Source organism: uncultured Paraglaciecola sp. (genome assembly GCF_913020055.1).
GTDB lineage: Bacteria > Pseudomonadota > Gammaproteobacteria > Enterobacterales > Alteromonadaceae > Paraglaciecola.
Map to the genome: position 1 here is coordinate 1 of NZ_CAJWCF010000063.1, position 14,767 is coordinate 14,767.

Annotated in this window: 10 protein-coding genes; 9 read left to right on the forward strand and 1 reads right to left on the reverse strand. The window is 41.6% G+C overall.

Going from position 1 to position 14,767, the window contains the following annotated elements; translation table 11 throughout:
• The first annotated feature begins 191 nt into the window (after positions 1-191).
• The 7 genes from QZ488_RS13840 (at position 192) to QZ488_RS13870 (ending at position 9,252) form a co-directional block, all read left to right on the forward strand.
• Entirely contained in the window at positions 192-371 is a 180-nt protein-coding gene (locus QZ488_RS13840) for a hypothetical protein (RefSeq protein ID WP_293749743.1), read from the forward strand.
• A gap of 137 nt (positions 372-508) precedes the next feature.
• Positions 509-1,111 carry a DUF502 domain-containing protein gene (locus tag QZ488_RS13845; protein ID WP_293749745.1) on the forward strand — a complete coding sequence of 201 codons (603 nt, stop codon included), beginning with the start codon at positions 509-511 and terminating at the stop codon, positions 1,109-1,111.
• Between the two features lie 224 nt (positions 1,112-1,335).
• The gene (locus QZ488_RS13850) at positions 1,336-2,598 is read left to right on the forward strand and encodes a DASH family cryptochrome (RefSeq protein ID WP_293749747.1); all 1,263 of its coding nucleotides are present in this window, start codon (positions 1,336-1,338) and stop codon (positions 2,596-2,598) included.
• 10 nt (positions 2,599-2,608) lie between these two features.
• Positions 2,609-4,099, forward strand: coding sequence for a deoxyribodipyrimidine photo-lyase (locus tag QZ488_RS13855; protein WP_293749781.1), 1,491 nt, complete (start codon positions 2,609-2,611; stop codon positions 4,097-4,099).
• Positions 4,100-4,178: 79 nt separating this feature from the next.
• Complete coding sequence (locus tag QZ488_RS13860; protein WP_293749749.1) at positions 4,179-4,892, forward strand: hypothetical protein; 714 nt, start codon at positions 4,179-4,181, stop codon at positions 4,890-4,892.
• A gap of 167 nt (positions 4,893-5,059) precedes the next feature.
• On the forward strand, positions 5,060-6,148 hold the full coding sequence (locus QZ488_RS13865; protein ID WP_293749751.1) for an efflux RND transporter periplasmic adaptor subunit: 1,089 nt from the start codon (positions 5,060-5,062) through the stop codon (positions 6,146-6,148).
• The gene (locus QZ488_RS13870; RefSeq protein ID WP_293749753.1) at positions 6,148-9,252 is read left to right on the forward strand and encodes an efflux RND transporter permease subunit; all 3,105 of its coding nucleotides are present in this window, start codon (positions 6,148-6,150) and stop codon (positions 9,250-9,252) included. The genes QZ488_RS13865 and QZ488_RS13870 overlap by 1 nt, the downstream gene beginning before the upstream one ends.
• Positions 9,253-9,312: 60 nt before the next feature.
• On the opposite strand, the gene QZ488_RS13875 is transcribed toward QZ488_RS13870, so the two are convergent.
• A complete protein-coding gene (locus tag QZ488_RS13875) occupies positions 9,313-9,666 on the reverse strand; it encodes a DUF1428 domain-containing protein (protein WP_293749754.1) in 354 nt (117 codons plus the stop codon).
• A gap of 189 nt (positions 9,667-9,855) precedes the next feature.
• Between QZ488_RS13875 and QZ488_RS13880 the strand changes: the two genes are divergently transcribed.
• Positions 9,856-10,473, forward strand: a complete 618-nt coding sequence (locus tag QZ488_RS13880) for a hypothetical protein (protein WP_293749755.1) — start codon at positions 9,856-9,858, stop codon at positions 10,471-10,473.
• A gap of 76 nt (positions 10,474-10,549) precedes the next feature.
• The gene (locus QZ488_RS13885; protein ID WP_293749756.1) at positions 10,550-14,761 is read left to right on the forward strand and encodes a choice-of-anchor U domain-containing protein; all 4,212 of its coding nucleotides are present in this window, start codon (positions 10,550-10,552) and stop codon (positions 14,759-14,761) included.
• Positions 14,762-14,767: the final 6 nt, after the last annotated feature.

Sequence of the window (14,767 nt, forward strand, 5' to 3'; positions counted from 1 at the left end):
AGAACGTAATTCGTGCTGAAATCAGCAAGAAGAGACAGGTATTGCGTTGACATATCGGGAGCGTCCATATATGTCTTGTTGTTGTACTGGGTGTTTGGTCTAGTATAGGTGTGGTTTTCCATGAAAAGCTTATCTCTCGCCGCGCAAACTGGATACGCAATAAGGAACTAAGACAATTAAAGGCTAGGGGCTTGGATGATGCAGAAATTGTTTTGGGTATTGATAAGGTAAATGCAGATCATGATCAGCGCCTGCATTTGGCTATACAAGATTTACGCTTGTCTGTGGGAGTCCTTGAAATGTCGTTATTAATCAGCGGCACCTTGGTTTGGGGGTTTGGTGACTTGATTGCCCATGGGATTTTTCAGTAACCGGATAAACCTAAGTCGCTTATTTGTTGCCTTTTTGTCTGTCAATTATAGTTATCGGCCTTTCCCTTATTGTTTAGCTAAAAACCTTATCAAGTGTTTTAATGCTGAATTCGTCGAACTCAATTTAAGATTGTTCAATGTTGAAAAAAATCTCTCTGCTGATGGTCCAAGGATTATTAGCGCTTCTGCCCATATCACTGACGTTATATTTCCTAATTTGGTTAGTAACCACGATCGAAAACAGTTTGACTCCCCTTATCCCTGAAAATTTATATTTCCCGGGATTGGGGCTAGTGTTTGGTCTCATTATTTTGGTTTTGGTAGGGCTTGCTGTAAATGCCTATGTAGTTAGAGTTGTTATACGTTGGAGTGGTAAGATTTTTGAACGGATCCCTATCATCAAAACAATCTACGGAGCCATTCAAGATGCCGTCAATATTGTAAATAGTGGTAAACAACAAAAAATGCAAAGTGTGGTGTCAGTAAAGATAACTGACAGTATTCACCTAATAGGCTTTGTCACAAGTCACGAGGGTGCACAAGAATTGTTTAGTAATGAGCAGAAACTAGGTGTGTATATTCCCTTAAGCTATCAGATAGGTGGATACACGCTCTATATTGATAAAGACCAGCTCACCCCACTCGATATTGATGTTGAAACCGCCATGAGAATTGCTCTAACAGGTGGTAGCGTTTCTTCTTCAAAGACCAATGACAATAATTTTTCCAAAAGCAAATAAGCAAATAAGCAATTAACAACAGGTCTACAAGTTAGTCACTCTGTTGCAGATTCAGCGATCTTGATTAAAAAATATATTAGTAATAAAAATAGCTGAATTTAACCATCAAGATAATCTTCAGAAGCTCTGGTTTTATCTCAGGATTAACATCATTACTTACTAGCGAGTCTGGCATATTCATCCGTTTTTATGATCCGGTTATGCGACTTTTACATAATGAGTTTATGACAGCTACAAAAACAACAGGCTTATACTGGTTTCGACATGATTTGCGCTTGGCAGATAATCCGAGCTTGAATCAATTGTGCTCAAAGGTTGACCGGCTCATTTGTGTTTATATTAAAGACCAACATGAAGCGAACCAAAGTCAATTATGTAGGGCTAGTGTTAGTCAATTAAAAAAGATATTCGAACAACAAAGTGTCACTGTTTTAGATGAGTCCCTGAGGCAGAAAAATCAATATTTGTTGTGTGTTGACGGACCCGTTCAAGAAACGTTGCTAGCATTAGTGGAGCGTTACGCTGTGACGCACATTGGTGCTGAATTTCATCCCGGTGTGTACGAACAAAACACCCTGAAATCACTAAAAGACGCGTGTCCACAAGTTCAATTCACTGTTAGTCAGGAGCACACTCTTTTTTCGATCAATGATTTACCTTTTGACCTTGAGGAACTGCCAGAAACGTTTACCCCTTTTAGAAAAAAAGTAGAAACGATTTTGATAAACCCTCCCGCTGATGAGCTACTTCAGTTGCCAAGTAGTATAGGTGTATTGCCTGAAGTGCAGCAAAAGCTCACATCAGGACCGTTGCAAGGAGGTGAAAAAAGCGCTCATCAACAATTAAATTACTATTTGTTTGAGAGCGACCTTATCAAACAATACAAACAAACGCGTAATGCTCTGGACGATTGGCATAACTCAAGCAAAGTCTCGCTGTGGTTGGCGAATGGTTGTATATCGGTCAAAACGATATATCAAACGATTAAACAATATGAAGCGGAGCGTGGCGCTAATGAATCTACTTATTGGCTTTTTTTTGAGTTGCTTTGGCGAGAGTACTTTCAGTGGTACTTAAGTAAACATCAAAACAAACTATTCCATTTTTCAGGTGTGAAGCAAGTGGCTCCCTTAACGCGTTTTAATCAACAAGAATTTACTCGTTGGTGCGAGGGCATGACCAAGTACCCTATAGTTAATGCGTGCATGCGACAGCTTAATCAAACAGGTTATATGTCAAACCGCGGTAGACAATTGGTTGCCAGCTGTTTGGTGCATGAACTCAATCTAGACTGGCGTTATGGCGCAGCTTATTTTGAACAGCAATTAATTGATTATGATGTCGCTAGCAATTGGGGAAATTGGCAGTATTTAGCAGGAGTAGGCGCAGATCCACGTGCACATAGACGTTTTGACTTAGACAAACAAACTGCGACTTATGATCCTGACCAGACCTTTCGTACCAAATGGCTAAAGAGTGACGAATAGTCGAACTGAAATGTTAACGTCAGGTCAGATTAACTTGGTTTGGTTAAAGCGAGATTTACGACTCAGAGACCATGAAGCACTTTTTAATGCCTCGAAAAGTGGAATGCCAGTACTACTTATCTACATAATTGAGCCTATCTTGGTTGACGATCCTCATTATGATATTCGCCACTGGCGCTTTATATGCCAGTCTTTACAAGATATGAATCAACAGCTTAGTCAGTTCAATAGTCAGTTATTAATTGTGCACGGTGAAGTCACCAGTGTTTTTGAGCAACTGAATAACACATTGCCAATAAAACACATTTACAGTCACCAAGAAATTGGACTAGCCAATACATTTGAGCGCGATAAAGCTGTGAAGCGTTGGTGTGATACTAATGCTGTTATATGGTCTGAATCCACTTATGGCGCTGTGATACGTGGACTCACTCAGCGTCACGATTGGGATAAAAACTGGCAAAAACGCATGCGTCACCCTTGTTTCGATAGACCATTAGAAAAAATCAATTTTGTGCAGTCAGAGCATCTAGTGTTTCAGCAGCAAAATACTGAACTACCTGAACAATGGCAGACCCCTAACCCGCAGTTTCAGGCAGGAGGTGAAAAACGTGCTTGGTTTACTATGCATCACTTCTTTACTGATAGAGGCAAAGACTATGCTTATTCAATCTCGAGTCCTACAGCCAGTCGAAAAGCATGTTCAAGATTATCTCCCTACTTAGCTTGGGGGAACATTAGCCTTAGGCAGGTCTACCAATTTACTTTGGGCAACTGGCAAAAAAAGGGTTGGCGTAGGTCGTTGGTGGCTTTTACTTCGAGGCTGCACTGGCATTGTCACTTTGTGCAAAAATTTGAGAGTGAAATTGAGATGCAAGTTCGCCCTGTCAACCGAGCATACGAAAATTACCAGTATGATGAGAGTGACCGGGGTAAAGCCAATGTCGAAGCGTGGAAACAAGGTCAAACAGGTTTTCCGTTAATTGATGCCTGTATGCGTTGTTTGCATCAAACGGGTTACCTTAATTTTCGAATGCGTTCGATGTTAGTCAGTTTTTTGTGCCATCAATTAGATGCTGACTGGCGCAGTGGGGTGACTCATTTGGCTAGGTTATTCTTAGATTTTGAACCAGGTATTCATTACCCTCAATTTCATATGCAAGCGGGTATTACCGGGATTAACCTAATTCGTCTGTACAACCCAATTAAACAATCACAAGAAAAAGATCCTGAGGGGGTGTTTATTCGAAGGTGGTGTCCTGAATTAGCAGAGTTACCTAATGAGCTGCTCCATCAGCCTTGGCAGCTTACTCTGATGGAACAGCAAATGTATGATATTAAGTTAGGCAGCGATTACCCTTTGCCAATTATTGATTTTGAAATTAGTGCAAAAGCAGCCAGAGACAAATTATGGGCCTTTCAAAAGCGAGATGATGTACAGGCGGAAGGGCGTCGAATATTAAAACGGCATACTCTGCCTAACCGACCCAAAAATATTTGAATGTGTGAACAGTCGAACAATTTCACATTATCTTAAAGTTTTGGCGTTAATATAAGCAGCCTATTACGGAGATACATGTGTGACTATTGATTTGTCTTTACCCCCACAACTAACTAAGCCCTCACTATTTGATATTTTGCGGGAAGTAAGAGCTCCTTTTGAGTTTGCATCAATTTTTTTACATGTTCATGCCCTTAGAAAAGCTCCTAAAGGCAATGGGCAAGCTGTTATGTTAGTTCCCGGCTACATGGCTGACGATCTTTCTATGCGTCCTCTTGGAAAGTACCTTCGATATCTTGGTTACGATGTGTATTACACCGAATTGGGCCGGAATATGGGAAAGGTCAACACCGACATGTTGCGATTGGGCCAAAGAGTTAAGTCTATATCCCAACAATTGGCAGGTGAAAAAATCACCATCATAGGATGGAGTTTGGGTGGAGTACTGGCGAGAGAAGTCGCTCGTTTGTATTCTGAGGTGATAAAGGAAGTCTTAACTTTGGGGACACCCATTGTTGGTGGCCCAAAATTTACTTCTGTTGGAAAAAGGTACGCCAAGTTAAACAATATTGATTTAGACAAATTTGAACTTGATGTACACCAACGTAATTCTATTGGCTTAACCCAGCCTATTACCTCTATTTACAGTAAATCAGACGGTGTAGTAGGTTGGCAGGCCTCTATTGATATATACAACTCTCAGGCTAATAATATCGAAGTAACGGGCTCCCATCTTGGGTTAGGAGTTAATCCTAGAGTATGGCTCATTATTTCGGACATTTTGGGGCGTTAACTTAGTGCTGAATGAGTGCCATAAAGCGGGGCGGACTCTTGATATGTTACGCCAATTTAACTTGTCCAAGCCTACAGTAGTATAATTAACTCGATTAGTGATCTAATGAGTGACAAATACTGTTTTATTCAAGCTATTAATATAGAAACATAGGACGTTTAACAAAAATGCAATCTCGTTTACCTACCTTTATCCCTGTGTTTGTATCTTTTGCTTTGCTTTTGACAACACTGCCCATATCGGCTCAATATAGAGGAGCGGATCGTCCACGTATAGTTGTGGTTGAGCCTCTAAGTTTTGAATACGAGACGTCATTAATTGAGGCTGTTGGCACGGCTCAGGCAACGCGGTCTGTAAGCCTTTTCCCCAGTGTCTCAGATGAAGTCACGTCGTTAAATTTTATTCCGGGCCAAGAGGTAAAAAAGGGAGTAGTGCTAGTTGAGTTAGATAGCAGACTGCAAGACGTAGACTTGCAACGTGCGGAAATTCAGCTTGAAGACGCACAACGAAATCTTGATAGAGTTAAAAATAGTCTCAAACGTGGAGCCGTTACCGAACGTGAAGTGGATGATGCCAATACAATATATAGGTTGGCTAAAGTCAGCCTACTTGAAGCGAAAGAAAATAAAGAAGACAGATTGGTGCGTGCACCTTTTGACGGCATAGTTGGGTTAACTGATGTGGAGGTAGGCGATCGCATCACACCTCAAACAGAGATCACTACCTTAGATGACCGAGTTAGACTTTTTGTTAACTTTGTAGCTCCAGAATCAGCTGTGTCTTATTTGATGCAAAAACCCACTGTTCAACTACAACCTTGGACAGACAGGATGACTCTACTGCCAGCTAAAGTCGCTGAAATTGACTCCCGAGTTAATATTCAAGACCGGACAATAAGAGCTAGGGCATTGCTCGATAATCAACATGATCAGTACCGTCCTGGAATGAGTTTTCGGGTGTCGTTGAACGTGCGCGGTGAGTCGTATGTCGCGATCCCAGAAGCTGCCCTATCTTGGGGCGCAAATGGAGCGTTTGTGTGGTTATCTGAAAACGAAAAAGCCAAACGAGTCGATGTGCAAATTGAGCAAAGACTAAGGGGCCGAATTCTTGTTACAGGTGAACTCAGCGATGGTCAAACGTTAATTATTGAGGGCATACAAGGTTTAAGAGATGGCCAAGCCCTCAAAATTCAAAACACCCAAAACAATGGTGTGAAAGTCAGTCAAAAAAAAACTGAACAAAAGGTAGCCGGCTAGTGTTTAAGAACAACCTATTCAAAGACGATTTACCTTCATTATCGATCCGCAGACCGGTATTGATTTTAGTCCTAAATCTACTCATTGTTACCGCAGGAATTGCAGCCTTCTATGCATTAGAGGTACGAGAATTACCAGATGTTGACCGGCCTATTATTACTGTGACCGCCAATTATCCTGGTGCGGCACCTGAAACGGTAGACTCTGAAGTGACCAGTCGACTAGAAGGCGCTGTCGCTAGAGTCAGTGGTGTCAAGGCGATTCGCGCCCAAAGTGAAGAAGGTAACAGCCGCATTCGAGTAGAGTTTCGACCTGGTATCGATATTGAGGATGCGGCAAACGAAACCCGAGAGTCTGTTGCGCGTATTCAGCGACGGTTACCTAATGAAGTTGAGCAGTTGGCGATTGTTAAGGCTGATAATGATGCTCAAGGGGTAGTGAACATTGCGGTTTCTAGTGAAAAATATGAGCTTGAAACACTAACAGATATAGTTGAAACCGACTTAGCGCCACTATTTTTGAATGTGCCTGGCGTGGCTGATGTGCGTCTTGACGGCGACCGTCAACGAGTGCTGCGTGTGAGTGTAGATAATTTAAGATTAACCAGCTTTCAGTTATCTATTTCGGACGTAGCCGCAGCGCTAAGTACTGCCCCATTTGATGTGCCAGCTGGAAGTATTCGCTCTACTGATCATCAATTAATAGTACGCGCAGATGCCACTTCCGTAAACGAGCAAGACGTACGAGACATTGTGATTTCCGGTGACGTAAAAGTAGGTGACGTTGCCAGCGTTTATTATGGACCGGCTGATTTACGCTCTATAGTACGTTTAGATGGTAAACCGGTGATTGGATTAGGGGTGATTAGGCAAGCACGCTCCAACACTATTGAAATATCTGATGAAGTGTTGTCGATGGTAGATGGTTTGCGCGAACGATTCCCCGACCTTGAATTGAAAGTCACTTCTGATGATGCTGAATTTATTCGTGATTCAGTTGATGAAGTCCTGCAATCATTGGTGTTTACCATAGGCTTAGTCATTGCGACTTTATGGTTATTTATCGGCAAGTTTAGAGCGACATTAATACCAGCGTTAGCCATACCTGTTTCGCTAATAGGATCTTTAGCTATTCTTTGGATGTTTGGCTTTTCGATTAATATACTGACATTGCTTGCATTAGTATTAGCCACAGGATTGATAGTCGATGACGCCATAGTGGTATCTGAAAATATTCAACGCCGTCGAGCTGCGGGCATGGGAGCCAGAGCGGCAGCCGTGATAGGCACCCGGGAAGTGTTTTTTGCAGTTATCGCGACTACGGCAGTGTTAGTCGCTGTATTTGTACCCATTGCCTTTTTGCCTTCTACAGCTGGTCGGTTATTTAGAGAATTTGGTGGGGTATTAGCCGGCAGTGTGATTATTTCATCCTTTGTCGCCTTGTCATTAGTGCCAGCACTGACCGCAAAAATCCCAACAATTGATTTATCCAAGCAAAAACAACCAGGCCTACTTAGCCGTTTTGGCACAAAGTGCGTGAATGGGTATGAGAGCTCTTTAAATTTTGTTTTAAAATTTTCTGTTGCTGTTGTTATTTTTTGTACGTTAATTGGTGCGGGGGCTTATTTTGTCTTTAACGAATTGGATAACGAGCTATTGCCCCCTGAAGACCGTGGAGTAATACGGATCTTTGCCCGCGGCCCTGATGGTACCGGTATTAACTTTATGGACAGGCAAGCTTTAAAAACTGAAGAGTTGTTACTTCCCAGTATAAAAGATGGGGAAGTTGAATCGATATACACAGTTGTTGGCCGATGGGATCCTAATATCCTGTTTATCACTGTTCCGTTGGCAAAATGGGCAGACAGAGGGCGTTCGCAGCAAGAAATAATTAACGAACTTCGCCCCATGTTATCTCAAGTGGCAGGCGCACCTGGTCGAGCATTTGGTAGTAATAGTCTCAATTTACGCGGATTTGGCGGTGGCTTTGAAATGGCATTAACCGGCGATAACTACTTAGAAATTTATCAAGCCGCTTTAGATTTTTCTAAACAAATCGAAGATAAATTACCTGAGTTAGGTAGAGTAGAAATTTCATATGAACCGACCCAACCGCAATTGAGAGTGAGTATCGATCGCCGCCGAGCAGAAGAATTAGGTGTGGCTTTTGACGATGTCTCACGTACTTTGCGTGCAGCAATTAACGGCGATGATATTGTTGATTTGAATGTGGGTGATCAGGCCATTCCTATTATTTTGCAAGCGAGTAACCGAAACGCATTAGATCCAACGAGCATCCTGAACTTATATGTTAGCTCTACTAAAGGTAATTTAGTGCCACTTTCAAGTGTGGCTTATGTTACCGAAGAAGGCGTGGCTGCGGAGTTAGAGCGTCACGCACAGCGCCGTGCTATAGAGCTAGAGATGGACTTACCGGCTGAGGTCACTATTGAGCAAGCAGTTACCTCCATTAGGGAGTTAGCCAACAATACTCTTCCAGCCGGAATTGGTGTTGTGTTCTTAGGTGAGGCGTTAACTTATCAAGAAACTAACCAACAAGTATTATTGACCTATTTATTGGCATTTTTGATTGTATTGTTGGTATTAGCTGCACAGTTTGAAAGTTTTAACAGCGCGTTTGTGGTGATGTTGACCGTACCTTTTGGTATTGCAGCGGCTATCTATGCTCTTTATTTTACCGGCACCTCAGTTAACATTTATTCCCAAATAGGACTAGTGATGTTGATTGGTTTGTTGGCTAAAAACTCTATTTTGCTGGTGGAGTTTGCAAACCAAATGCGGGATGCAGGCATGGAGGTTAAAGAAGCCATTATTGAGGCAGGCAAAGTCAGATTACGTCCAATTATGATGACCTTAGTTTCTACCATTTTAGGCGGCTTACCGCTTATATTATCAACTGGCGCAGGCGCTGAGGCTCGCAATGCTATAGGTTGGGTGGTATTTGGAGGGCTAGGTTTAGCGGTAGTCTTTACACTATTTCTGACCCCAGTACTGTATTACGCTTTTGCTCGCTTGACTAAACCCAAGGCAGATGAAGAAAATCGCTTGAATACAGAGTTAAAAGAGGCTCAGAAACAATTATAATTAAGGCTTTTGTAGTTGGAATACCTACAACACCTTACGCAGTTCACTAGGCAGCTAGTGTTACTCTTCTATGATTACCTCAAAACCACCGTATATTAAACGTTTTCCATCAAATGGCATTGGGTTTTGGTCTGGCTGCATTCTAGGGTCTTGCATAATCGCTTCCCAGCCAGCATCACGTACTTCTTTCGATGGCCAAATAACAGATGAAAAAACAACGGTTTCGTTTTGGCCACAATTTACTGCGATTGGAAAGGAAGTGACCTTACCATCTGGGACGTTATCGCCCCACGCTTCAGTCACCTTTAGCGCACCATGTTCTTTAAACACTGTGGCAGACAGCTTTGCGTGTTCTATGTATTTTTGTTTATTTTCGTTTGGTACTGCGGCTACAAAGCCATCTACATAAGACATATCATTTCCCTGTTGAATTTTTTGCTGATTGAAGCTCACATAATTGTTTTAAATTTATATAAGGGCTGCCCTTCTGGCAATATTTAATCAGTTTTATTTCCCATGCTCAGTAGTAAGGGGCATTGTTGGTTTAATACTTGCTATTCTTCTTATTCAAGATGTATCTAGTTTTTTTAAGTTGAGGTATTTATGCTGTTTACTAGTAGGTTGATTGGTCAAAGCGCCGTTCATAAGGGGCAAGTCGTCGCCGTCTTTCTAACATTTTTGTCTATGTTTGTGATTTCTTTGCCAACACAAGCACTAGAAATTGGTGTCAGTGGTCACCAAGGTACTGAATATGAAACACAAGGTTATTCACTCTTTATAGGCGATAACTTTTCTCGAAGAAGTCCATTTTATTGGCGTTTAGGGGTTAGTCGATATGATGAAGTATTTGTTGAGTGGAATAACAGGAATCTGAAATTTCCGATTAATAATGCAGAACTATCACTATCTTATAGACATCAACTCAGCTCACGAAGCCCTGCAGCGAGACGTTTTAGTTTGGAATATCAGATAGGTGCATCTGCATCGCTAACTGATAACAAGTTTACCTGGCCAGAACTTAACGAAGAGAAGTATTTTTCAGAAACTGGTGATATCAATGGTTTTGTGGCCATTTCTGCCCACTATAAAATCACTTCAAATGTATCAGCTATAGCAGGTGTGAAATACTTCCCTAAAATGTCTGAATTTGACAGTATCAGTTCAGTGTTTTTGGGATTTAAGTATAATTTCAACTTTGGTCAAACTGGTTATGGTAATTAGGGTCAAAAGATCCTAATTTATTAAGTAAGTTGTTAGTGCTATAGGCATACTGGAAAGTCAGAAGTGAGTATTGTTTATGTTTAAAATGAATCAGCACAGTGCCTCAATACGTTGGCCTAGATTGCTAAGATTACATCTCTTTAGTTTTACCTTGATTGTAATGATTGGTTTGTCTTGGCCACAACCGAGTTACGCCCAAGTAGTCACGTGTCCTGGACCACCTCCTTTAAATACCACTGATACGGATGGTGATGGTTACGATGACAACATTGATGTATTTCCTGCCGATCCTGCTCGCCATTACGATTATGACATGGATGGCATTAGTAATTTAGACGAAAATGACGATGACGGCGATGGTGTGTTGGACGTTGACGACAACAATTTAGATGCCGACCCGGTCATTAATTTCTATGACCCTTTTCCCGAGGACCCCCTTGAGTGGCTCGATACCGATGGTGATTGTCTTGGTAATAATGCAGATTTAGATGATGACGGTGATGGTTTTGCAGACACAATTGATCCGTTTCCTTTGGATGGTACTGAATGGGAAGACACTGACAGTGACTTGATAGGTAACAACTCTGATTCTGATGACGACAACGATGGGGTAATTGATTTATATGATGCTCTACCTTTGGATCCAAATGAACAAACGGACACGGATAGTGATGGTGTAGGAAACAACACCGACGAAGACGATGATAATGATGGCATTGATGATATTGATGATGCCTTTCCGTTGTTAGTAACTGAAACCTTAGACACTGACAATGATGGTATTGGCGATAACTCTGACCCTGATAATGATGGCGACGGCGTATTAGATGTGAATGACTTTTTGCCAAATGATCCCAGTGAATCCTTCGATAATGATGGTGATTTAATTGGTGATAACGAAGACACTGATGATGACAATGATGGTTTTGAAGATGGCGTTGACGCGTTTAGAACAGATCCCGCAGAAAACTTAGATACTGATGGCGATGGTGTCGGTAATAATGCTGACAGCGATGATGACGGTGACGGAGTCGTTGATTCTTCTGACACATTTCCACTCGACTCAACTGAATTTATCGATACCGATAGTGACGGTACAGGTAACAATGCAGATACTGATGACGATGGTGATGGCGTTGAAGATGGCATAGATAGATTTCCCCTCGATAGCACAGAAACTATAGATACAGATGGTGACGGTATTGGTAACAATGCAGACTCTGATGACGACGGTGATGGTGTGGCCGATAATATCGATCCTGACCCTTTAAATATTACAGAAGACACCGATACAGATGGCGATGGCATTGGTAACTTAACAGATTCAGACGATGACGGAGACGGCATAGCTGATGGCTTTGATGCCTTTCCTCTTAATAGTGATGAAACACTTGATACTGATGGTGATGGCTTAGGAAATAACTTAGGTGATGCCGATGATGATAACGACGGTATAGCTGATTCTGATGATGCATTCCCCTTAGATAACACCGAATGGCTTGATACCGATAGCGATGGCGTTGGTAATAATACCGATCCTGATGATGATGGAGACGGTACCATTGATAGTATTGATGCCTTTAGACTCAATGCTCTTGAATCCACAGACACTGACGGTGACAGTATTGGTAACAACGCCGATAGCGACGATGATAATGACTTTTTTACTGATGTTAACGATGATTTTCCTTTAGACCCGTTGGAATGGTTAGACACTGACAGTGATGGCGTTGGCAATAATGCTGACAATGATGATGATAATGATGGTGTAATTGATTCGTTGGATATATTCCCCTTAAACAGCGCAGAATCAGTCGATACTGACGGTGATGGTGTGGGAAATAACGCAGATAGTGATGATGATAATGACAGTTTTTCTGATACTAATGATGTATTCCCTCTGGATGTATCGGAATGGCTCGACACAGATCTAGATGGTATTGGCAACAATTTAGACACCGACGATGACGGTGACGCAGTGACAGATAATCTGGATTTATTCCCTTTAAATAATGCTGAATGGCAAGACACAGATGTCGATGGTGTAGGTAATAATGCTGACAGTGATGACGATAATGATGGGGTAAGAGACGTCGATGACGCCTTTCCACTTGACCCTGTTGAAACCAAAGATACAGACTTAGACGGCTTAGGCAATGTCATAGATAACGATGATGACGGTGACGGCGTTGTTGATTTTTTTGACGCGTTTCCACTTGATAGTACAGAGACCACTGATACTGATAATGACGGTACAGGAAACAACACAGACCTAGATGATGATGGCGATCAAGTCGCTGACGTAGACGATGTATTTCCACTCGACCCAACTGAGTCAATTGATACTGATAGTGACGGTATTGGCAATAACACCGATACCGATGATGATGGCGATGGCGTATCCGATATTAATGATCCATTTCCAGTTGATCCCACCGAAACCATTGACACGGACAATGACAACATTGGCAACAATGCTGATTTGGATGACGACAACGATGGGATGAGTGATGAATTTGAAAACACTTATGGCTTTAATCCTATTGATCCAAGTGACGCCTTACTCGATAGTGATTTTGATGGTGTAATTAACGTTGATGAAGCTCAAGACAATAACAATCCATTGATTGATGATTACCCACCAGAAATTTCAGTTCCATCATCATTAAATCTAAACGCTGAGCATATTTTTACCATTCTCACCGAAGAAGCTTTGGTGGCAGGGACAAGTGTTTTTGCTAATGACGGTTTAGATGGTGAAAATTGTTGCAACCTAACGCCTGTGGGCTTTGAACGGGGCTTGCAAGTGTTACAGTCTGGTTCTCATCCCATTTCATGGAGGGCGATTGATAATGCCGGAAATATTGCCTACACCGAGCAAACAATTAACCTTTACCCCTTAGTTAACTTCGAGCCTGATCAGACAGTAGCAGAAGGTGGTACTGCCAATGTGAAAGTGGTGTTGTCAGGGATTGCACCTATTTACCCAGTCATGATCCCCATTGCAGTGGTGGGGGAAGTAGATAACTTAGACTATACATTGGATGACGAGTTTGTGGTGATTGAAAGTGGTACAGTGGGTTACATCAACATTAAGTTAAACCAAGATTTTCAACAAGAAGGTGATGAACAACTGACTCTTGAATTTGGCAATGGTTTGAACGTGGGCGTGCAGCCAACACATACCATCACTATTAGCGAACAAAACGAGGCGCCGCAATTAGCAGTGTTTGTTAAACAGCGAGGTTTGCTGCTATCAAATGTAGCCAAAGATGATGGTAATATTGAAGTCAGGTTAGAAATTGAGGATTCTAATATTGATGATACTCATATTATTGAGTGGACGATTCCCACAGAGTATCAAGCACAAGTCAGTGCGAATCAGAAGGTAGTAGTCATCACCCCATCTAAATTAACATTACCCATTACCAACAGTGATGTTTTAACCTTGTCAGTAGAAGTGACCGATAGTGGTGAAGGCAACTTAGTAAAAACAGAAATTATATATATTCCGATTTTAGCTACCCAACCCGCGTTAACCAATAGTGATGTTGACCGCGATGGATTAACTGATCAGGAAGAAGGTTTTGTAGATGATGATTTTGATGGTCTACCAGCATTTATGGATACTTCAGACGTTGCTTATATCCAGCCCAAACATGTTAACTCTGCTATCACCAAGTTTGTCGAGACTGAACCAGGTTTGCAATTGAAGTTGGGTAAATATGCAAGGTTACAACAGTCAGATGGCGTAATGATATCTGAGCAAGAAATTATAGCGACTGGCTTAATAAGCGCTGATGAAATTAGCCATCAAGACGAGTATTACGATTTTGAAATAAGTAACATTCTGCCTGTTGGAAGCTCAGTAAATATCGTATTACCTTTGCAAGATAATATTCCCGAATACGCTGTTTATAGAAAGTATACCAATGAACAGGGCTGGCAAAACTTTATAGAAAATGCAGATAACAGCATTGCCTCAACGATCACTGTTAACGATGTATGCCCTGCACCTGATAGCGAAGTGTACCAAAATGGACTGAATCAAGGTGATAACTGTATCCGTTTAACTATTAAAGATGGTGGTCCCAATGATGCCGATGGCATAGAAAACGGTACCATTGATGATCCCGGTGGTATAGCGGTGGAATCGGTTGATGAAATTATCAAAGTCACTGATCCAGAAAAAAGCAGCAGTGGTGGAGTGTTAAGTTTATCTCTTTATTTACTTTTAATATTGCTAGGTTGGCGCGGTTTTATGACTTATTTGAGATACGAAAAATAAATCATT

Coding starts and splice junctions, on each gene's coding strand:
- QZ488_RS13875 (WP_293749754.1), bottom strand. CDS start 9,666: ATGTCTTATGTAGATGGCTTTGTAGCCGCAGTACCAAACGAAAATAAA.
- QZ488_RS13850 (WP_293749747.1), top strand. CDS start 1,336: ATGACAGCTACAAAAACAACAGGCTTATACTGGTTTCGACATGATTTG.
- QZ488_RS13885 (WP_293749756.1), top strand. CDS start 10,550: ATGTTTAAAATGAATCAGCACAGTGCCTCAATACGTTGGCCTAGATTG.
- QZ488_RS13855 (WP_293749781.1), top strand. CDS start 2,609: ATGTTAACGTCAGGTCAGATTAACTTGGTTTGGTTAAAGCGAGATTTA.
- QZ488_RS13880 (WP_293749755.1), top strand. CDS start 9,856: ATGCTGTTTACTAGTAGGTTGATTGGTCAAAGCGCCGTTCATAAGGGG.
- QZ488_RS13865 (WP_293749751.1), top strand. CDS start 5,060: ATGCAATCTCGTTTACCTACCTTTATCCCTGTGTTTGTATCTTTTGCT.
- QZ488_RS13845 (WP_293749745.1), top strand. CDS start 509: ATGTTGAAAAAAATCTCTCTGCTGATGGTCCAAGGATTATTAGCGCTT.